The sequence below is a fragment of the Providencia rustigianii genome (genome assembly GCF_900637755.1).
In the GTDB taxonomy this organism is placed as follows: Bacteria; Pseudomonadota; Gammaproteobacteria; order Enterobacterales; family Enterobacteriaceae; genus Providencia; species Providencia rustigianii.
Genome location: NZ_LR134396.1, coordinates 2526966 through 2546488, shown reverse-complemented (window position 1 = coordinate 2546488; position 19523 = coordinate 2526966). Strand labels below are relative to the sequence as shown.

Sequence of the window (19523 nt, the reverse complement as noted above, 5' to 3'; positions counted from 1 at the left end):
GCTCATATATTTACATGCGAGTCCGTTACCGCAAAAATTTAAATTTAAATTATAAATAACGTATTAAAACAACAAATTAACAATGAAACTATCATTAATTTAGTGGTAGAGCCTTATGTGGCCCAAAGCATTCATAATGGATATTCTCTTCAGCAACACCCATCTCAACTAATTGTTTTCCTACATACTGCATAAAGCCCACAGGCCCGCAGAAATAGAACTGCATATTAGGCTGTAATACGTTGTCTTTTACATGCGCTAAGTTTAGCAACCCACGGAAATGATAATCTTTCCCTTCGAGATCTTGAGGGAGAGGTTGATTAAACCACACGGCATAATGTCCTTGAGGGTGTTGTTCCATGAGCTGTTTTATTTCATCGCTAAAGGCTTGAACCGTGCCATTTTCTGCTGCATGTAACCAATTCACCGGAGCTTGATGTTGCTGCTCAGTTAAGTGATTAAGCATGCTCAACATAGGGGTTAAACCTACGCCAGCTGAGATTAAAGTGACCGGTGTTTGGCTATCGACATCAATGAAAAAATCCCCGCATGGTGGGGCTAATCGAACAATATCGCCGACATTTAATTCTTGGTGTAAGAAACCAGAAACAATACCTTGCTCTTCACGTTTTACGGCAATTCGGTAGGTTTTACCGTTTGGGGCTGTGGTGAGTGAATATTGACGTATTTCTTGATTTTCAAAGCTATTTTCATTGAGATAAATAGTGATATATTGCCCCGGACGATAATCTGCAACAGCTTTTCCATCGACAGGCGTAAATTCAAAACTGGTGATCACCGAGCTTTCAGCTTGTTTACGGGTAACTTTAAATTCTCGTAAACCATCCCAGCCTCCAGATTTTTCAGCATTTTCATGATAGATAGCAGCCTCACGATTAATAAAAATATCCGCGAGTACGCCATAAGCTCTGCCCCAAGCATCGAGGACTTCTTGTCCAGGGCTGAGTAGTTCATCAATTGCTGCGAGTAAATTTTCCCCCACGATAGGATAGTGCTCAGGCTTAATATTTAAGCTGACGTGTTTTTGCGCAATTTTTTCCACCGCACCAATTAATGCTTCAGGGGTTTCAATATGAATAGCATAAGCGCAAATCGCATTAAACAGAGCTTCTCGCTGTTCCCCATTGATTTGATGAGTCATATTAAAAATATCTTTTAACTCAGGATGCTGCTTAAACATTCTTTCATAGAAATGTGCAGTAAGTTTTGGCCCAGTAGCAGCAATAGCGGGGATGGTAGATTTAATCGTGGCGATGGTTTGTTGATCAAGCATGCAGGTACTCCTGAATTATTTTCATGATTTAATGAATTTATAAACATGTATTTTATATGCAACTTATAATATTTGAGGATAAATGTAAATAATCAAATGCATAAAAAGTTACAGAAATAGCCACATAATTAGAGGTGGTTAACAAAACTAGATATTCATCTCGGAATTATTGAAATAAGCACTATTATATAGTGTGTTGATTAAAGGGATCTGAACGCAAAAAAATTTATGCAATCGTTTGCGCGTATTTTTCCTTAGGGGCTATCTCAACGACGAAAAAGAGTTTACACTGTGGGTCATTAAGTTGATTTGATTGTTACCTTATTGAATTGCTGAGGCAGGAGAAGCGAATGTTAAAGCGTGAAATGAATATTGCAGATTACGACCCACAACTGTGGGAAGCAATGGAAAAAGAAGTAGAACGTCAAGAAGAACATATTGAATTAATTGCTTCTGAAAACTACACAAGTCCACGAGTCATGCAGGCTCAAGGCTCTCAGCTAACCAATAAGTATGCGGAAGGTTACCCAACTAAACGTTATTACGGTGGTTGTGAATTCGTTGACGTGGTTGAGCAATTAGCGATTGACCGTGCAAAAGAGTTGTTCGGTGCTGACTACGCAAACGTACAACCACACTCAGGTTCACAAGCTAACGCTGCTGTTTATATGGCTCTGCTGCAACCGGGTGACACTGTATTAGGGATGAATCTTGCTCACGGTGGCCACTTAACTCACGGTTCCCCAGTCAACTTCTCCGGCAAACTCTACAACATCGTTCCTTATGGCATCGATGAAAGCGGTAAAATCGACTATGACGATATCGCTGCCCAAGCTAAAAAACACCAACCAAAAATGATCATCGGCGGTTTCTCCGCTTATTCTGGTGTCGTTGATTGGGCAAAAATGCGTGAAATTGCAGACAGTATTGGCGCTTATTTATTCGTCGATATGGCGCACGTTGCAGGTTTGGTTGCTGCGGGTGTTTATCCTAACCCAGTGCCACATGCTCACGTTGTTACGACAACAACACACAAAACTTTAGCAGGTCCACGCGGTGGTCTGATTTTAGCTAAAGGCGGTGATGAAGATCTGTATAAAAAACTGAATTCAGCTGTATTCCCTGGTTCTCAGGGTGGTCCTCTGATGCACGTTATTGCAGGTAAAGCGGTGGCTTTGAAAGAAGCAATGGAACCAGAGTTCAAAATTTACCAACAACAAGTTGCTAAAAATGCGAAAGCAATGGTGGAAGTGTTCCAAAATCGCGGCTTCAAAGTTGTTTCTGGCGGTACTGAAAATCACCTGTTCTTAGTTGACTTAGTTGACAAAGATATTACAGGTAAAGATGCGGATGCTGCATTAGGTCGTGCTAATATCACAGTGAACAAAAACAGCGTGCCTAACGATCCTAAGAGCCCATTCGTGACTTCCGGTGTTCGTATCGGTTCCCCTGCGATTACTCGTCGTGGTTTCACTGAAGCTGATGCGCGCGAGCTAGCAGGCTGGATGTGTGATATTCTGGACAACATCAATGATGAAGCGACCATTGAAGCGGTTAAACAGAAAGTATTAGCTATCTGTAAAAAATACCCAGTTTACGCATAATGGCAATTTACTTATAACTTAATCTAAATTAGTTATCTAAACCCGCTTCTACTTTCGTAAAGCGGGTTTTTTGTTGTCGGTCCTAAACCACCACCGAAGATGGTGGCGATTTGAAAATAAGGGAGGAGTGATGGTTATCCCATCAACGCGCTGGTTAGCGATTGATTATTTTACCTACTTTTTTGCTTACAGTATTTTCTTACCTTTTTGGTCGGTATGGCTACAAGGTGAGGGTATTGATGCTGAAATGATTGGGGTATTGTTGGGTATCGGGTTAGCAGCTCGTTTTCTTGGTGCGATGTTCATTACCCCTTTAGTCAAAGAGCCATCAAAATTAATTCTTGCGTTACGGCTGCTGGCCACACTGTCTCTTATTTTTTCTATTGGTTTTGCCTTTGGCTCTCATTGGGCTTGGTTACTATTTGTAATGATTGGATTTAATCTTTTCTTTGCTCCAATGGTTCCTTTAGGGGACTCTCTTGCGGGAGCATGGCAAAAGCAATTTACCTTTGACTATGGCAAAATTCGTGTTTGGGGTTCCATCGCTTTTATTATTGGATCTTCGTTGATGGGATATTTGTCAGGAGTCTGGGGGCATAAATCTATCATGGTCGCACTGATTATCAGTTGCGCTGCAATGTTATTAGGAACGCTACTAAAACCTGCCATTATGCCTGCTGGGGCAGCAAAAACTGATGGTGTCAGCAAAGTTTCTTTTAAACAGCTGATTGCCGATAAAAACGTCGTTAAATTTTTAGTTTGTGTCAGCTTACTGCAAGGAGCTCATGCGGCTTACTATGGTTTTGCTTCGCTGTACTGGAAAGAAGCGGGATATTCAGATTTAGTCATAGGTAATTTATGGTCTCTTGGTGTCGTCGCCGAAGTCATCGTTTTTATGTTAAGTCACCGTTTATTCCGCCGCTGGAGTGCGCGTAACTTACTATTACTATCCGCAGCCTGTGGAATTATTCGCTGGAGTATGATGGGAGCATTTACTTCATTGCCCGTGTTGGTGATGGTGCAAATTCTTCATAGTGGTACGTTTACGGTCTGCCATTTGGCTGCAATGCGCTTTATTAGTGCCCGTAAAGAGAATGAAATTATTCCATTACAAGGTGCTTATTCTGCATTGGCTATGGGAGGCGGGTTGGCAATCATTACCATTATGGTTGGCTATATTTATGAGCGGGTCCCACAGCAGCATGGTGTGGTATTTTTCTTGATGGCTATATTGGCCGTGCCTGCGTTATTTATTAGACCTAAAGTAGAAGCTAAAGGTTAGTGCGTGAAAAACAACAAGGGCGCAAAGTTCTCACTCTGCGCCCTTGTTCGTCATTATCAATTAGCGTTTTAACGCTTCAGATAACTCATCTTTCATGACAGTCAGAATGTCTCTAACAACTCGCGGGCTGCCTGCAACTAGATTACCTGATGCTAAGTAGTTATGACCACCGATAAAGTCAGTCATGATACCGCCAGCTTCACGCAGGATCAGTTCGCCACCTAAGAAATCCCATGGTTTTAAGCCAATTTCAAAGTAAGCATCAACACGGCCTGCTGCGACATAGCATAAATCTAAAGCTGCAGAACCTGAACGACGGAAATCTGCGCACTGTTCAAACATTTTGCTCATGACATTCATGTATGGAGTCGCATGTTGTTTATGTTTGAATGGGAAACCAGTGGCAACAATTGCGCCTTCAAGATCACGTTTTTCAGCAATCCGTAAACGGTAACCGTTAAGCTGTGAGCCTTGACCACGTACAGCAGTAAACAATTCATTACGCATAGGATCGTAGACAGCAGCAACTTCTGTACGGCCTTTGATGCGTACAGCAATAGAAACAGCGAAATGAGGGAGACGTTTTGTGAAGTTAGTGGTGCCATCCAGTGGATCGATTACCCATTGAATATCATCATCTTTACCTAACAGTTCACCACCTTCTTCAGTGATGATGGTATGGTCAGGATACGATTTACGGATAATCTCAATAATGAGTTGTTCAGCTTCACGGTCAACATTGGTGACAAAATCGTTAGAACCTTTTTGGGTCACGACAACATTTTGAGGAGTTTCATAGTTTTTAGCTATGTGATTACCAGCCTTACGTGCGGCACGTATGGCGATGTTAAGCATCGGATGCATGGGTTTTTTCCACTGGAATTTTTAAAGAACGAAAAACAAGAGAGCCGAATTATATAGATGATCGTCACAATAAGCAATTTTGTGTTAAGCTACTGCGATAAATTTTTCATTACATCGTATAAATCATGTTAGATAATATCCGTATCGTTCTCGTTGAAACTTCCCACACTGGTAATATGGGCTCCACCGCTCGCGCTATGAAAACCATGGGGCTTTCAAATCTCTATTTAGTCAACCCACTGGTAGAGCCAGACTCCCATGCTATCGCATTATCTGCGGGTGCCAGTGATGTGATTGGCAATGCAAAAATCGTGACATCCTTGGATGAAGCGCTTGAAGGCTGTAAGCTCGTGATTGGTACCAGCGCGCGTTCGCGTACATTACCTTGGCCGATGGTTGAACCCCGTGAATGTGGTGTCAAATCCGTTCAGCAATCCAATGAGTCACCTGTAGCGATTATTTTTGGTCGTGAGCGGGTAGGATTAACCAATGAAGAGTTACAAAAATGTAACTATCATCTTTATATCCCCACTAACCCTGAATATGGCTCATTAAATCTAGCAATGGCAGTACAATTAGTTAGTTACGAAATTCGTATGGCCTATTTAGCGATCAATGAAAAAAATACGCAAAAATCCGCGGTTGATGAGGTAGAATACCCACCGGCTGAAGATTTAGAACGTTTTTATGTTCATCTCGAAACTGTATTAAATGAGTCAGGTTTCATCCGAAAAGCGCATCCGGGGTTAATTATGAATAAATTGAGACGTTTATTCACTCGCGCACACGTTGAAACCCAAGAGTTGCACATTCTTCGTGGCATTTTGACATCAATGGAAAAATGGGCGAAAAAGTGAGGTTGAATCCGTGGTAAGGTAAAATAATACTTGAGTAAATTAGTCAGGTAAATAGTTGACCAAATTACTCAGGTATGTCACAATTATTGCATATTTTACCATGGAGTATTTATGTTATGAGACTCACTTCCAAAGGGCGTTACGCAGTAACTGCGATGTTAGATGTCGCGTTACACTCTCAGACAGGTCCTGTACCTTTAGCTGACATTTCTGAACGTCAGGGAATCTCCCTCTCTTATCTTGAGCAACTCTTTTCTCGTTTACGGAAAAACGAATTAGTTTCCAGTGTCCGCGGCCCTGGTGGTGGTTATTTGTTGGGTCGAGGCTCTGATCAAATCTTTGTTGCTGAAGTAATTGCTGCGGTTGATGAATCCGTAGATGCTACCCGTTGTCAGGGTAATAAAGAAGGTTGCCAAAATGGCGATCGTTGCTTAACACACGCATTATGGCGCGATTTAAGTGATAGAATTACCAGTTTCCTGAGCAGTATCAGTCTTGATGAATTAGTTAAAAATCAAGAAGTGCTTGATGTTGCGGATAGGCAAGATAATGAAAAGCGTAAGACAATGCCAAACGGTATTGCTCCAGAATCCATTATCAATGTACGTGCCTAATATAAAATAGATTATAAATTGCAGTCGATACTCAAATGGTAAGGGCGTGGCAAAAATAGCTAATCCTGCCTTGGGTATCTTTAAAAAATTAAAGGCAAAGCTGTCTTGTCCTTTGGAGTATGTGAGCAATGAAATTACCGATTTATCTAGATTATTCAGCGACTACGCCAGTTGACCCTCGCGTTGCTGAAAAAATGATGCAATGTCTAACAATGGATGGGAATTTTGGTAACCCAGCATCCCGTTCACACCGTTTTGGCTGGCAAGCTGAAGAGGCGGTTGATATTGCTCGTAATCAAATCGCTGAATTAGTTAATGCGGATCCTCGTGAAATCGTATTTACATCAGGTGCAACAGAATCTGATAACTTAGCTATCAAAGGTGCTGCCCAGTTCTATCAGAAAAAAGGTAAGCATATCATTACGTGTAAAACAGAACATAAAGCAGTTCTGGATACTTGTCGTCAATTAGAGCGTGAAGGCTTTGAAGTAACGTACTTAGCGCCTCAAAGCAATGGCTTAATTGATCTGGAAGTGTTAGAAGCGGCAATGCGCGAAGATACAATTTTAGTCTCTATCATGCATGTGAATAACGAAATTGGTATCGTTCAAGATATCGCGACGATTGGCGAATTATGCCGTAGCCGTGGCATCGTATTCCATGTAGATGCAACTCAAAGCGTCGGTAAATTACCGATTGACCTGTCAACGTTAAAAGTTGACCTGATGTCTTTCTCTGCTCACAAACTTTACGGACCTATGGGTATCGGCGCATTGTATGTTCGTCGTAAACCTCGTATTCGTTTGGAAGCTCAGCAACATGGTGGTGGTCATGAGCGTGGTATGCGTTCAGGCACTTTACCTGTACACCAAATTGTAGGTATGGGTGAAGCTTACCGCATTGCAAAAGAAGAGATGGCGCAAGAATCTGAACGTCTGCGTGGGTTACGCCTGCGTTTATGGAATGGTATTAAAGATATCGAAGAAGTTTACCTTAACGGTGATTTAGAAAATGGTGCGCCGCACATTCTTAACGTCAGCTTCAACTATGTTGAAGGTGAATCCTTAATGATGTCCTTAAAAGATTTAGCGGTCTCTTCAGGCTCAGCTTGTACTTCTGCAAGCTTAGAACCTTCTTATGTGCTACGTGCTTTAGGAATGAGTGATGAACTGGCTCACAGTTCAATTCGTTTCTCTTTGGGTCGTTTTACCACAGAAGAAGAAATTGACTATGCAATTAAACAGATTCATGGCGCGATCGGCCATTTACGCGAGCTGTCTCCTTTATGGGATATGTTTAAAGCAGGCGTAGATATTAATAGCATCGAATGGTCTCACCATTAATCAGACAGTTTAAGGAGTTTAAGAATGGCTTACAGCGAAAAAGTTATCGATCATTATGAAAATCCACGCAATGTCGGTTCATTTGATAACAATGATCCAAGTGTGGGTAGTGGTATGGTAGGAGCGCCTGCTTGTGGTGACGTCATGAAATTGCAGATCAAAGTCAATGATGACGGCATTATCGAAGATGCGCGCTTTAAAACATACGGTTGTGGCTCTGCTATTGCTTCAAGTTCACTGGTAACTGAGTGGATGAAAGGTAAAAGCTTAGACGAAGCAGAAGCAATCAAAAATACAGCCATTGCTGAAGAACTTGAATTGCCACCAGTGAAAATTCACTGTTCAATTCTGGCTGAAGATGCGATTAAAGCTGCAATTGCTGATTACAAAAGCAAACGCCAAAGCAAATAAAACATAATTATCAGTAAATTTGGGCTGCACTCGTTATATATCAACAATAAAAATCCACAGCCCTGTGACTGATAAATAAACTCAAAATTAATTAAAGATGTATTTATTATGCAACTTTAAGTATGATGAGTTGTACCGATGATTTGAAGGCGGATGCTAATATTTTGATAGCATCTGCCTTGTTTGTTTCTAAAGTGAGGTTTGCAATGTCTATTTCTCTTACAGAAAGTGCAGCGCAACGAATTCAAGCTTTCTTGAAAAATCGTGGTAAAGGCGAAGGTTTGCGTTTAGGTGTAAGAACTTCAGGTTGCTCAGGAATGGCATACGTGCTTGAATTCGCTGATGTTATCAATGAAGAAGACACAGTTTTCGAAGATAAGGGTGTTAAGGTCATCATTGATGGCAAAAGTATGGTTTATTTAGACGGCACTGAGCTGGATTTTGTTAAAGAAGGCTTAAACGAAGGGTTTAAATTTAATAACCCTAATGTTAACAGTGAATGCGGATGCGGTGAAAGTTTTCACGTATAATGTCTTCAAATGAACATGACTTTGACCAATGTAACTAACATGATACTAATGGCAACATGATATTTAGTTAAGTTAGCTACATTGGTACCCGGTTCGAGAAACTGAGCACTTATGGATTATTTTACTCTTTTTGGGCTAACCCCAAACTATGCGATTGACAGTGAGCAACTCACGCATCGCTTTCAAGAACTACAGCGACAGTATCATCCAGATCGCTTTGCAACCTGTTCCGAACAGGAAAAAATGCAAGCCCTCCAACATGCTGCAACTATCAATGCGGCATATCAATCTCTTCGTCATCCGCTAAAACGTGCGGAGTATATGCTGTTACTGCATGGTTTTGACATTAATAACGAACAGCATACCATGCACGATACTGCATTTTTGATGGAGCAATTAGAGCTGCGTGAAGAATTAGATGGTATTGAAAATAGCTCGCAAGCGCTTGAACTACTGTCTGAGTTCATGAAAAAAGTCAAAAAAATGCAACATACACGTAGCGCTTTAATGGTCACTCAGCTTGATGGTATGCAGTGGGAACAAGCCGCAGATACCGTACGCAAATTGCGTTTTCTCGATAAGTTACAGCAACAGGCTGAGCAACTCGAAGAACGGTTACTAGACGACTTTTAAGAGAAAACCACTATGTCTTTATTACAAATTAGTGAACCTGGCATGACTGCGGCGCCACACCAGCGCAAATTAGCAGCGGGGATCGATCTGGGTACAACTCACTCTTTGATTGCGACAGTACGCAGTGGTGAGGCGGCGACGTTACCTGATGATCAAGGTCGTGACTTGTTACCGTCAATTGTTAATTACCAAGCGGATAGCCGAATCGTTGGATGGGAAGCAAAACAACTTTCAGAGCAAGATCCTGTTAATACCATTATTTCAGTGAAACGTATGATGGGACGCTCATTAGCTGATATCCAGAAACGTTACCCTGAATTACCTTACCAACTTACAGCCAGCGAAAATGGTTTGCCGTTTATCCAAACTGCAGCTGGGCAAGTAGATCCTATTCAAGTTTCTTCTGACATTTTGAAAACCTTAGCCAAAAGGGCAGAACAAACGCTGGGTGGTGAAATGGACGGTGTCGTGATCACTGTGCCAGCTTATTTCGATGATGCACAGCGTCAAGGTACTAAAGATGCTGCTCGTTTGGCAGGATTGCACGTACTACGTTTATTAAACGAACCTACCGCTGCTGCAATTGCCTATGGTTTAGATTCTGGGCAAGAAGGGGTTATCGCGGTTTATGATCTTGGCGGCGGAACTTTTGACGTATCTATTTTACGTCTAACTCGTGGTGTGTTTGAAGTTTTAGCCACCGGTGGTGATACTGCACTGGGTGGTGATGATTTCGACCAAGTTCTCGCTGAATGGATTGCGGCACAGGCCGGTCTTTCCGTTCAAGGTAATCACCGTTTAACTCGCCAGCTGTTGAACATTGCGACAGAAACTAAAGTGGCGTTAAGTGATGCTGAATCTGTCACTATCACCTTGCCAAATTGGCAGGGCGAAATAAGCCGTGAAACATTTGAATCTCTGATTGAAACTCATATTAAGCGTACTTTAATGGCGTGTCGCCGAGCGTTAAAAGATGCTGGCGTTGAGGCGAGTGAAGTTCTTAATGTAGTCATGGTCGGTGGTTCAACACGAGTACCATTAGTCAGAAAAAAAGTGGGTGAGTTTTTTGGGCGTACACCATTAACCTCCATTGATCCTGATAAAGTCGTTGCGATCGGTGCAGCTATTCAAGCCGATATTTTAGTGGGAAATAAACCTGATAGCGATATGTTGCTATTAGATGTGATTCCTTTGTCATTAGGGTTAGAAACCATGGGCGGTTTAGTGGAAAAAGTTATTCCACGTAACACGACAATCCCTGTCGCTCGAGCTCAAGAATTTACCACGTTTAAAGATGGGCAAACGGCGATGAGTGTTCATGTTGTCCAAGGTGAGCGTGAAATGGTCGCAGATTGCCGCTCATTAGCTCGATTTACGTTACGTGATATTCCACCAATGGCTGCTGGCGGCGCACATATTCGAGTCACATTCCAAGTGGATGCTGACGGCTTGCTTAGTGTAAGTGCGATGGAAAAATCCACTGGTGTCGCGGCTTCGATTCAAGTTAAGCCATCTTATGGTTTAACTGACACTGAAATTTCAACCATGATTAAAGATTCAATGGCTAACGCGCAGGATGATCTAAATGCGCGCCGCTTAGCGGAGCAAAAAGTTGAAGCAGCAAGAGTGCTTGAAAGTTTAACGAGCGCATTAGAGCAAGATGCACATTTACTGACACCGAAAGAAGAGTCAGAAATTGATAATGCGGTCAATGAGTTAATCCAAGCGGTAGAGGGAACTGACCCTACCGTAATTGAAAATGCAATTAAACAACTGGATAAAAAATCACAGGAGTTTGCTGCTCGTCGAATGGATGCTTCCATTCGCCAAGCGTTGTCAGGCCATTCTGTGGATGAGATATAATTATGCCTAAAATAGTTTTTTTACCTCATAGTTCTTTATGTCCGGAAGGTGCGGTTGTTGACGCACAAGAGGGCGAATCAATTTTAGACGTAGCATTGCGCAATGGAATCGAAATTGACCATGCCTGTGAAAAATCCTGTGCATGTACCACATGTCATTGTATCGTCCGTGAAGGATTCGATTCATTGGAAGAGAGCAGCGAACTTGAAGACGACATGCTAGATAAAGCATGGGGCTTAGAACCAGAAAGCCGCTTAAGCTGCCAGGCACTGGTTGCGGATGAAGACCTCGTTGTCGATATTCCGAAGTATACGATTAACCACGCTCGCGAACACTGATGCTCGTTATATTTTGCGCCGTAGCGTTATCGGCTTGCTCGTCATAGTTCTCGCCGTAGCGTTGTTGGCTGCATTCGTTAACCCTAATCACATACTTTTGTATGCTCCTAGGGATTAACTCTTTTGCCGCCTAGCTACAACATGAACTATTTAGAGCGGTATAATCCAAAAAACTGACTTTGTAGAATTTGGAAAAAATATGAGCTTAAAATGGACAAACAGCCGTGAAATTGGTGAAGCGTTGTATGATGCTTACCCGGATATTGATCCAAAAACAGTGCGTTTCACCGATATGCACCAATGGATTTGTGACTTAGAAGATTTTGAAGATGATCCACAAAAATCAAACGAAAAAATCTTAGAAGCAATTTTGTTAGTGTGGTTGGATGAGTTCGAGTAAGCAATCACTGATAAATAACCGGATAGCTATAACAGATAGCATCCGGTTTTTTTATGTCTGTCTACCTGTGATTTTTATTATCACGGAGTAAAATATTCTAAAGTACGCCTATCAATCTGATAGAAAGTTAACCCAATATTGTTGCTATTTTTAGGGTATAGTTGACGAAGAAACATTATTTTGTGGCGAAAAATGATGCGTTAAATTTAACGTTTCGCGACAATAAGCACAGTGGATAAAGCGAGAGATACGATGACAAAACAAATTATGCCAGTAATGATTACTTGCGAACCTGCAGCACCATGCTGGGGTGAAGGCGCCTTGTTAAGTTCAAGTGATAAAGGCATGACTATCCATCTTAAGCACCCCGGCAAACTTTGTGCGGTGCAAAGTGCAGGTCGTAAACTGGATGGTCAAGGCATTCGTAATGTTGCATTAATTGGCGAAGGCTGGGATCTAGAAAAAAGTTGGGCATTTTGGCAAGGTTTTCGTGCACCTAAAGGTGCAAGAACTATTGAATGGCCAGTATTAGCTGAAGCCGACCGTAAAGAATTAGAACAACGAATCAATACGATCGATTGGGTTCGCGATATTATTAATGCCCCTGCTGAAGAGTTAGGCCCAGAGCAGCTAGCTCAACGTTCTATCGATTTACTGTGCAAAGTTGGCGCACACGATATTAGCTACCGTATTGTGAAAGGCGATGACTTATTAGAACAAGGCTACACAGGTATCCATGCAGTTGGTCGTGGTTCTAGTCGCCCACCAGTTTTGTTAGCATTGGATTACAACCCCGGTAGTAATGATAAAACGCCAGTATTTGCTTGTTTAGTAGGTAAAGGCATCACTTTTGATTCAGGGGGCTATAGTATTAAGCCATCTGCATCAATGAACTCAATGAAAGCCGATATGGGCGGAGCAGCAACACTGGTTGGCTCTTTAGCTTTAGCGATCACGCGTGGTTTAAATAAGCGTGTGAAATTAATCCTGTGTATCGCAGATAATATGGTGAGCGGTAATGCCTTTAAATTAGGGGATATTATTCGTTACCGTAATGGTAAATCTGTTGAAATCATGAATACGGATGCGGAGGGGCGCTTAGTTCTGGCTGACGGTCTGATTGATGCAAGTAAAGAAAAACCGACCTTGATTATCGATGCTGCAACATTAACGGGTGCAGCTAAAACGGCAGTAGGCAACGATTACCACTCAGTGTTGAGTTTTGACGATAAGCTGGTTTCTGAGCTTATGTCCTCTTCTGATGAAGAGTTTGAATTATTTTGGCGTTTACCGTTAGCAGAATTCCATCGCCAACAATTACCATCAGGTTTTGCAGATCTGAATAATATTGCTGCGCCATCGCATACAGCGGGAGCAAGTACTGCCGCTGCATTTTTATCTCATTTTGTTGAAAACTATCGTCAAAATTGGGTGCATATTGACTGCTCCGCAACTTACCGTAAATCACCTGTAAGTTTATGGGCCGAAGGCGCAACTGGAATTGGCGTGAGAACATTAGCGAACCTACTTCTCAAAAAAGCAAAATAATTCGCGATATAATGAGTTGCAGTGAAGCATTTATTCGCTTCCTGCACTCAACTAATTTATGCGTATAAATTGATTTTTTGTTTTTAGGCTTATTGAAAATAGAGTGCATATTTTCACGTTGCAGAGGATGCTCAATGTCGCAACAATCAAATAACCAAGCAACAAATACACAATCCGATATTCAATTTACGGAACTGACTATTCCGGAAGGCTCCTCGCTAAAGTTAAGCGTTCTAGAGCAAGAACCTAAAGAATTAACAGCTGCTTTGAGTGAGTTTTTTAAGCAGCATAAAGTGATTCGCCGTGGGTTTATTGTGTCCGTTCAGGAAATTGAAAAAAAACAGTATGACGACATTTTAATGATTGCATTGGAATTTGTGTCGGGTACTGAAAATATTGATGAGATCATTCATCAAGCTGGTAGCATTGCTTGTGAGTATATTGATGATGATGAATCCATTGATTTTTGTATTGTGAATGATGAAGAAACGGGTATTAGTCATTTCATCACTAAACATGTAGCGCCTTTCTATCAGCGCCGATTAGGTAGTTTTTTACGTGATACTATTCCTATTGTTAATACGTAAACCTCTTTCTTCACAAAAATAAAGGCTGACTCTGTTCAGCCTTTATTTTTACGTTTTGTCTGATATGTCTTCCCGTTACATTCTGTTAAATTATATGAACAATCACGCTTGAATTAATGACTGTTGATTACACACATTTCAGTCATATCTAATTTTTAGGGTTCAAAAAATGTATTTGAGCCTAACAAACATAATAAATTTAACTCAATAGAGGATGGGGCGGTAATGAAACAACAATCAAGTTGGAGTTCATTGGCGGGTCTAAAAACCAAAAAACGTTATCTCGCATTAGCATTAGCATCCGTTGTTGCACTAGCAGGCTGTGATAATAGCGAAGATACAGCCAAAAAAGAGAGTGCAGTTTCGGCGCCTGTGACAACAGAAAATACGACTAAAACCGCGCCTGTTGCAGAGCAAAAAAAATCCGCACCAAAACTATCAAATGAAGAGATGGTTAAAAAGTATGCAGGCAAAGATCTTGAGATCCTTGATGCATCCGAGCTGCAATTAGACGGTGCCAGTGCAATGGTTGTCACTTTTTCTGTACCATTGGAACCTAACCAAAACTTCGGTCAATATCTAAATCTTGTAGATGTTAAAGCGGGTAAATTAGATGGGGACTGGGAGCTGTCTGATAACCAAATGGAATTACGTTTCCGTCATCTGCCGCCATCAAAAGAGTTAAACCTTTCTGTTACACCAGGGGTTAAAGCAGTTAACGAACGTACCCTGTTGAGCAATTTTGAGAAAAAGCTCCAAACCGCACAAATTATTCCTACTGTAGGCTTTGCAAGTAAAGGTTCTTTATTGCCAAGCAAGGTGGCTCAAGGCTTGCCTGTTATTGCGTTAAACGTCGATAAAGTTGATGTTAACTTCTTCCGAGTTGATGAAAAGCAGCTACCGCAATTTTTAGCGATGTGGCAATACCGCAGTAATTACGAATATTGGTATTCAGAAGAGTTTCTCGACAAAGTTGAGTTAGCGTATACAGGACGTTTCGACCTTAATCCTGATAAAAATACCCGTCAATCTATCCTGCTACCATTAAAAGATATCAAAGAATTACAGCAAGATGGTGTCTATTTAGCCATTATGCAAAAAGCGGGTAGCTACAGTTATCAATTCCCTGCGACAGTATTCACGCTGAGTGATATTGGGGTATCCCTGCACAGCTATCAAGATCGCGTTGATGTGTTTACGCAATCTTTAGCGAAAGGTTCAGCAATCAAAGGCGTTGAACTACGTATTCTGGATGAAAAAGGTCAATTAGTGACCAAGGGTACGACCGATGGTGATGGTCATGCACAATTAGAAAAATTGGCCGGAGGTAAATTATTGTTGGCAACCCATGAAGGGCAAACCAGCATGATCGACCTGACTCAGCCTGCACTGGACCTCTCTGAATTTGATATTTCAGGACCTTCGGGCTTTGCGAAACAATTATTTGTATTCGGACCTCGTGACCTGTATCGCCCAGGGGAATTACTGTTGGTAAATGGTTTGCTACGTGATGGCAATGGTAACCCAGTAAAATCTCAGCCAGTGAAAGTGGATATTTTAAAAACAGATGGTCAGGTCTTCAGAAGCTTTGTATGGCAAGGTGATGATAAACAAGATGGTCTGTATCAGTATCAATTTGAAATTCCTAAAAATGCAGAAACAGGTGGTTGGTCATTACGTTTCGATTTAGGGGATGGTTCTCCACAGCGTTATTACAAATTTAATGTTGAAGATTTTATGCCAGAACGTATGGCATTAGATATTACCGGCAATGATAAACCAGTATTGAATTCTGAATCAGTTGAATTTGATATTAAAGGTCGCTATTTGTATGGCGCGCCTGCAGCAAACAATGAATTACAAGGTCAGGTGCTACTGAAGGCTAACCGTGAAGCCGTTGCAAAACTGCCGGGCTTTGAGTTTGGAGCCATGAATGAAGAAGGGCTACCGCGTAAACTGGATGAATTTGACTTAACGCTGGATGATGGCGGCGAAACCGTAATTTCATTGCCACAAAGTAACTGGGAGTCGACCCGTTCACCAATTACTGCTGTGTTACAAGCCAGCTTGCTAGAGGCGGGTGGTCGCCCTGTAACTCGTCGCGCTGAACAAGCTATTTGGCCAGCAAATGAGTTAGTGGGAATTCGCCCTCTGTTTGCGAAGAAAGAAATTTACGATTACCGAACAGACCGTTATGCCCAACGATATAACGTTGATGAAAATTCACTTGCTGAATTTGAAATCGTCATGGCTGATGCCGCAGGTAATAAACTGGCAGCGCAAAATTTGACGGTACGTTTAGTGTATGAACGTAGAGATTATTACTGGAGCTGGTCAGAAAGTGGTGGTTGGGGTTCTAACTATGATCAGAAAGATCTGGTGATGGCAAACGAAAATATCACTATCGAAAAAGATGGCACGGCGAAGTTATCATTCCCTGTTGATTGGGGTTCTTTCCGTTTAGAAGTGGTTAATCCAGAAAATCAGTTGGTGAGTAGCCTTCAGTTCTGGGCTGGCTATTCATGGCAAGACAATACTGGAGGCAGTGGTTCTGTTCGTCCTGACCAAGTGAAATTAAGCTTAAATAAACCCGCTTATTTACCAGGTGAAAAAGCCAAGGTACGTATCGAATCACCAAAAGCAGGTAAGGGTTATATCTTGCTTGAATCCAGCAATGGACCGCTGTGGTGGGAGGAAATTGATGTACCCGCTAGCGGCTTAGACGTTGAAGTCCCAGTCAATAAAGAGTGGGCTCGCCATGACTTGTATATCTCCGCGGTGGTGGTGCGTCCGGGTGATGATTCGAAAGAAGCTACCGTTAAACGTGCGGTTGGTGTACTGCATTTACCGCTAGCAGACGAGAATCGTAAGATTTCATTAGCGCTAAATTCACCGACGAAAATCCGTCCAAATCAAGATCTCAAAGTGAAGATCAAAGCAACTGCACAAGATGGTAAGCCATTACCTGAAAAAGTGAATGTATTGCTATCCGCAGTGGATACTGGCGTTCTGAATATCACGGATTTCAAAACCCCAGATCCATATGATGCTTTCTTTGGTCGTAAGCGCTATAGCGTTGATCAATACGATGTTTATGGTCACCTTATTGAAGGTCAAGGTAAACTGGCGAACTTACGTTTTGGTGGTGATGGTGAAGATGCTGCTCTTGAACGCGGTGGTAAGAAGCCATTAACTGAAGTGAAAATTATCGCTGAACAAGCCGCTCCAGTCACTCTTGATGAAAATGGTGAAGGTGAAATTACACTGGCTATCCCTGATTTTAACGGAGAGCTACGTTTAATGGCGCAAGCATGGAACCAAAAAGACTTTGGACATGCAGACAGTAAAGTGACTGTCGCTGCACCATTAGTAACCCAAATGTCGATGCCACGTTTTATGGCGGGTGGCGATAAGTCCTATTTTGCGCTTGACCTCACTAACATGACTGATAGCACCCAAAATGTGACGGTATCATTCAAAGCGTCAGGAATGGTGAAACTGGACGGTGTTTCTAGCCGTGAAGTTGAACTGACGAAAGGCAAACGTACCACACTGACCTTACCTGTTAGCGCGGACTATGGTTTTGGTGAAGGTGAAGTCTCAATGACGGTCAATGGCGTGAAAATCGCCGGAGAAGCGGAAAAAGAGTATAAAAATAGTTGGAAAGTGGGGGTTAGACCTGCACAGCCTGCGGAAACTGTCTCATTTGCGACAGCGATTGAACCGGGTGAAGTATGGTCACTGCCAACCAATGATTTTGCTTACCTACAGGCAGATACACTAGAAGGGCAAGTACTATTAACGAGCCGTCCTCCTCTGCAAATTGCCCGTTATATCCGTGAACTATTTGCCTATCCATATGGTTGTCTTGAGCAAACGGTGAGTGGGTTATATCCATCGTTATTCTCGACTCAAGCAGAGCTGAATCAGCTAGGTATCAAAACACAAACCGATGCCGAGCGCCATAAAGCTATTGAGGTAGGGATCCCGCATTTACTGGGTATGCAGCGTGATGATGGTAGTTTCTCACTATGGGATAAAAATGGCAGTGAAGAATACTGGCTAACAGCCTATGCAGCAGATTTCTTGAATAAAGCTAACCAGCGTGGCTTCACAGTACCGCAAGATGCACTGAATAATGCCAATGCGCGTTTATTAAGTTACCTACAAGATGGCAATTTAGTGAACTATCCATACACCGATAATCAGGAAGCTTCTCGTTTTGCAACTCAATCTTACGCAGGATTAGTGTTGGCTAGCCAACAAAAAGCGCCTCTGGGAGCTTTGCGCCAAATTTATGGTCATGCAGATAGAGCGACGAGTGGCTTAGCGTTAGTTCAATTGGGTATCGCTTTAAACTTGATGGGAGATAAAGCCCGAGGTGAAAGCGCAATTATCGATGGATTGAAAAAACAACGTACTCGCTATAATTATATTGGTGATTACGGTTCAGCCATCCGTGATGATGCAATGATTGTTGCATTACTTAATGAATATAAGCTGATGCCAAAATCCCGTGATCAGAAGTTACAAACGCTGTCTAACAATCTGACATCGCAAAATTACTTCTCTACTCAGGAGAGTAACTCTCTATACTTGGCGGGTCGTTACTACGTGAATGAAACAGAAACACCGTGGAAAGCGTTAGTCAATGGCCAACAGCCGCCAGTTGTTTCGGATAAACCTGTGAGTGAGTTTTTATCAAAAGACCAATTGCAAAATGGATATAGCGTTGAAAACAGCGGAACCAATACGTTGTACACACGCTTGAACGTTGTGGGTTACCCATTACGTTCACCAAAACCTTCTTCGAACGTCTTAGATATTAAGCGCAGTTACTATGATATGAAAGGTAACCGTGTTTCATTAGATAGATTAAGAACGGGTGAAATGGTGGTGGTCAAACTGGAAGTTAATGCATCACAAACAGTGCCAGATGCGCTGGTGGTTGATTTACTGCCTGCTGGTCTAGAGTTGGAAAATCAGAACTTAGCGAATAGTAGTGCGAATCTCAGTGAGTCTGCGCCAAATCTACAAGAGATGATTAATGACATGCAGCAGTCGCAAGTTCGTCATATGGAATACCGTGATGACCGCTTCGTGGCAGCAGTAGAAGTTCAGCAATATCGTCCAACAACGCTGGTTTATTTGGCTCGAGCAGTGACGCCGGGGGTTTATAACAACCCTGTACCTCAAGTGGAATCCATGTATGTCCCTGAGTGGCGTGCAACGGGTTATGCGGATGGTCAATTGGAAATTGTTCGCTAATCAAGAAATTAAGCCATGGAAATAATGGCTTAATGAGTGAATAAAAAGAGGGAAGCAGTTTGTTTTCCCTCTTTTTTTAGCATTATA

General features: G+C 42.1%; 16 protein-coding genes. 14 read left to right on the top strand and 2 right to left on the bottom strand.

Annotation, left to right across the window (positions count from 1 at the left end):
• Positions 1-94: 94 nt before the first annotated feature.
• Positions 95-1294 carry an NO-inducible flavohemoprotein gene (gene hmpA / locus EL244_RS11740; protein ID WP_112837069.1) on the bottom strand — a complete coding sequence of 400 codons (1200 nt, stop codon included), beginning with the start codon at positions 1292-1294 and terminating at the stop codon, positions 95-97.
• Between the two features lie 350 nt (positions 1295-1644).
• On the opposite strand from hmpA, the gene glyA reads away from it, so the two are divergent.
• Positions 1645-2898, top strand: a complete 1254-nt coding sequence (gene glyA / locus EL244_RS11735) for a serine hydroxymethyltransferase (RefSeq protein ID WP_006814707.1) — start codon at positions 1645-1647, stop codon at positions 2896-2898.
• A 130-nt stretch (positions 2899-3028) separates the two neighbouring features.
• Complete coding sequence (locus tag EL244_RS11730) at positions 3029-4180, top strand: 3-phenylpropionate MFS transporter (protein ID WP_112837067.1); 1152 nt, start codon at positions 3029-3031, stop codon at positions 4178-4180.
• A 60-nt stretch (positions 4181-4240) separates the two neighbouring features.
• On the opposite strand, the gene suhB is transcribed toward EL244_RS11730, so the two are convergent.
• Positions 4241-5044, bottom strand: coding sequence for an inositol-1-monophosphatase (gene suhB, locus EL244_RS11725; RefSeq protein ID WP_126461075.1), 804 nt, complete (start codon positions 5042-5044; stop codon positions 4241-4243).
• Positions 5045-5169: 125 nt separating this feature from the next.
• On the opposite strand from suhB, the gene trmJ reads away from it, so the two are divergent.
• From trmJ to EL244_RS11665, 12 genes are all read left to right on the top strand, one after another.
• Positions 5170-5901, top strand: coding sequence for a tRNA (cytosine(32)/uridine(32)-2'-O)-methyltransferase TrmJ (trmJ, locus tag EL244_RS11720; RefSeq protein WP_006814704.1), 732 nt, complete (start codon positions 5170-5172; stop codon positions 5899-5901).
• Positions 5902-6017: 116 nt separating this feature from the next.
• Positions 6018-6515, top strand: a complete 498-nt coding sequence (gene iscR / locus EL244_RS11715; protein ID WP_006814703.1) for a Fe-S cluster assembly transcriptional regulator IscR — start codon at positions 6018-6020, stop codon at positions 6513-6515.
• A gap of 128 nt (positions 6516-6643) precedes the next feature.
• Positions 6644-7858: an IscS subfamily cysteine desulfurase gene (locus EL244_RS11710; protein WP_126461073.1), complete on the top strand. Its 1215-nt coding sequence runs from the start codon at positions 6644-6646 to the stop codon at positions 7856-7858.
• Positions 7859-7882: 24 nt separating this feature from the next.
• Positions 7883-8269, top strand: a complete 387-nt coding sequence (iscU, locus tag EL244_RS11705) for a Fe-S cluster assembly scaffold IscU (RefSeq protein WP_006814701.1) — start codon at positions 7883-7885, stop codon at positions 8267-8269.
• 206 nt (positions 8270-8475) lie between these two features.
• Positions 8476-8799, top strand: coding sequence for an iron-sulfur cluster assembly protein IscA (iscA, locus tag EL244_RS11700; protein ID WP_039855390.1), 324 nt, complete (start codon positions 8476-8478; stop codon positions 8797-8799).
• A 111-nt stretch (positions 8800-8910) separates the two neighbouring features.
• On the top strand, positions 8911-9432 hold the full coding sequence (hscB, locus tag EL244_RS11695; protein WP_126461070.1) for a co-chaperone HscB: 522 nt from the start codon (positions 8911-8913) through the stop codon (positions 9430-9432).
• 12 nt (positions 9433-9444) lie between these two features.
• The gene (gene hscA / locus EL244_RS11690; RefSeq protein WP_126461067.1) at positions 9445-11295 is read left to right on the top strand and encodes a Fe-S protein assembly chaperone HscA; all 1851 of its coding nucleotides are present in this window, start codon (positions 9445-9447) and stop codon (positions 11293-11295) included.
• Between the two features lie 2 nt (positions 11296-11297).
• Complete coding sequence (gene fdx / locus EL244_RS11685; RefSeq protein ID WP_006814697.1) at positions 11298-11633, top strand: ISC system 2Fe-2S type ferredoxin; 336 nt, start codon at positions 11298-11300, stop codon at positions 11631-11633.
• Positions 11634-11832: 199 nt separating this feature from the next.
• The gene (iscX, locus tag EL244_RS11680; RefSeq protein WP_006814696.1) at positions 11833-12033 is read left to right on the top strand and encodes a Fe-S cluster assembly protein IscX; all 201 of its coding nucleotides are present in this window, start codon (positions 11833-11835) and stop codon (positions 12031-12033) included.
• 252 nt (positions 12034-12285) lie between these two features.
• Positions 12286-13581, top strand: coding sequence for an aminopeptidase PepB (gene pepB / locus EL244_RS11675; RefSeq protein ID WP_115164495.1), 1296 nt, complete (start codon positions 12286-12288; stop codon positions 13579-13581).
• 134 nt (positions 13582-13715) lie between these two features.
• Positions 13716-14168, top strand: a complete 453-nt coding sequence (locus EL244_RS11670; protein ID WP_006814693.1) for an enhanced serine sensitivity protein SseB C-terminal domain-containing protein — start codon at positions 13716-13718, stop codon at positions 14166-14168.
• Between the two features lie 225 nt (positions 14169-14393).
• Entirely contained in the window at positions 14394-19436 is a 5043-nt protein-coding gene (locus tag EL244_RS11665) for an alpha-2-macroglobulin family protein (protein WP_126461064.1), read from the top strand.
• The last annotated feature ends 87 nt before the right edge of the window (positions 19437-19523 follow it).

What these genes read in the sequence shown, in the direction of transcription:
- hmpA (WP_112837069.1), bottom strand. Translation starts at nt 1,294, where the DNA reads ATGCTTGATCAACAAACCATCGCCACGATTAAATCTACCATCCCCGCT.
- glyA (WP_006814707.1), top strand. Translation starts at nt 1,645, where the DNA reads ATGTTAAAGCGTGAAATGAATATTGCAGATTACGACCCACAACTGTGG.
- EL244_RS11730 (WP_112837067.1), top strand. Translation starts at nt 3,029, where the DNA reads ATGGTTATCCCATCAACGCGCTGGTTAGCGATTGATTATTTTACCTAC.
- suhB (WP_126461075.1), bottom strand. Translation starts at nt 5,044, where the DNA reads ATGCATCCGATGCTTAACATCGCCATACGTGCCGCACGTAAGGCTGGT.
- trmJ (WP_006814704.1), top strand. Translation starts at nt 5,170, where the DNA reads ATGTTAGATAATATCCGTATCGTTCTCGTTGAAACTTCCCACACTGGT.
- iscR (WP_006814703.1), top strand. Translation starts at nt 6,018, where the DNA reads ATGAGACTCACTTCCAAAGGGCGTTACGCAGTAACTGCGATGTTAGAT.
- EL244_RS11710 (WP_126461073.1), top strand. Translation starts at nt 6,644, where the DNA reads ATGAAATTACCGATTTATCTAGATTATTCAGCGACTACGCCAGTTGAC.
- iscU (WP_006814701.1), top strand. Translation starts at nt 7,883, where the DNA reads ATGGCTTACAGCGAAAAAGTTATCGATCATTATGAAAATCCACGCAAT.
- iscA (WP_039855390.1), top strand. Translation starts at nt 8,476, where the DNA reads ATGTCTATTTCTCTTACAGAAAGTGCAGCGCAACGAATTCAAGCTTTC.
- hscB (WP_126461070.1), top strand. Translation starts at nt 8,911, where the DNA reads ATGGATTATTTTACTCTTTTTGGGCTAACCCCAAACTATGCGATTGAC.
- hscA (WP_126461067.1), top strand. Translation starts at nt 9,445, where the DNA reads ATGTCTTTATTACAAATTAGTGAACCTGGCATGACTGCGGCGCCACAC.
- fdx (WP_006814697.1), top strand. Translation starts at nt 11,298, where the DNA reads ATGCCTAAAATAGTTTTTTTACCTCATAGTTCTTTATGTCCGGAAGGT.
- iscX (WP_006814696.1), top strand. Translation starts at nt 11,833, where the DNA reads ATGAGCTTAAAATGGACAAACAGCCGTGAAATTGGTGAAGCGTTGTAT.
- pepB (WP_115164495.1), top strand. Translation starts at nt 12,286, where the DNA reads ATGACAAAACAAATTATGCCAGTAATGATTACTTGCGAACCTGCAGCA.
- EL244_RS11670 (WP_006814693.1), top strand. Translation starts at nt 13,716, where the DNA reads ATGTCGCAACAATCAAATAACCAAGCAACAAATACACAATCCGATATT.
- EL244_RS11665 (WP_126461064.1), top strand. Translation starts at nt 14,394, where the DNA reads ATGAAACAACAATCAAGTTGGAGTTCATTGGCGGGTCTAAAAACCAAA.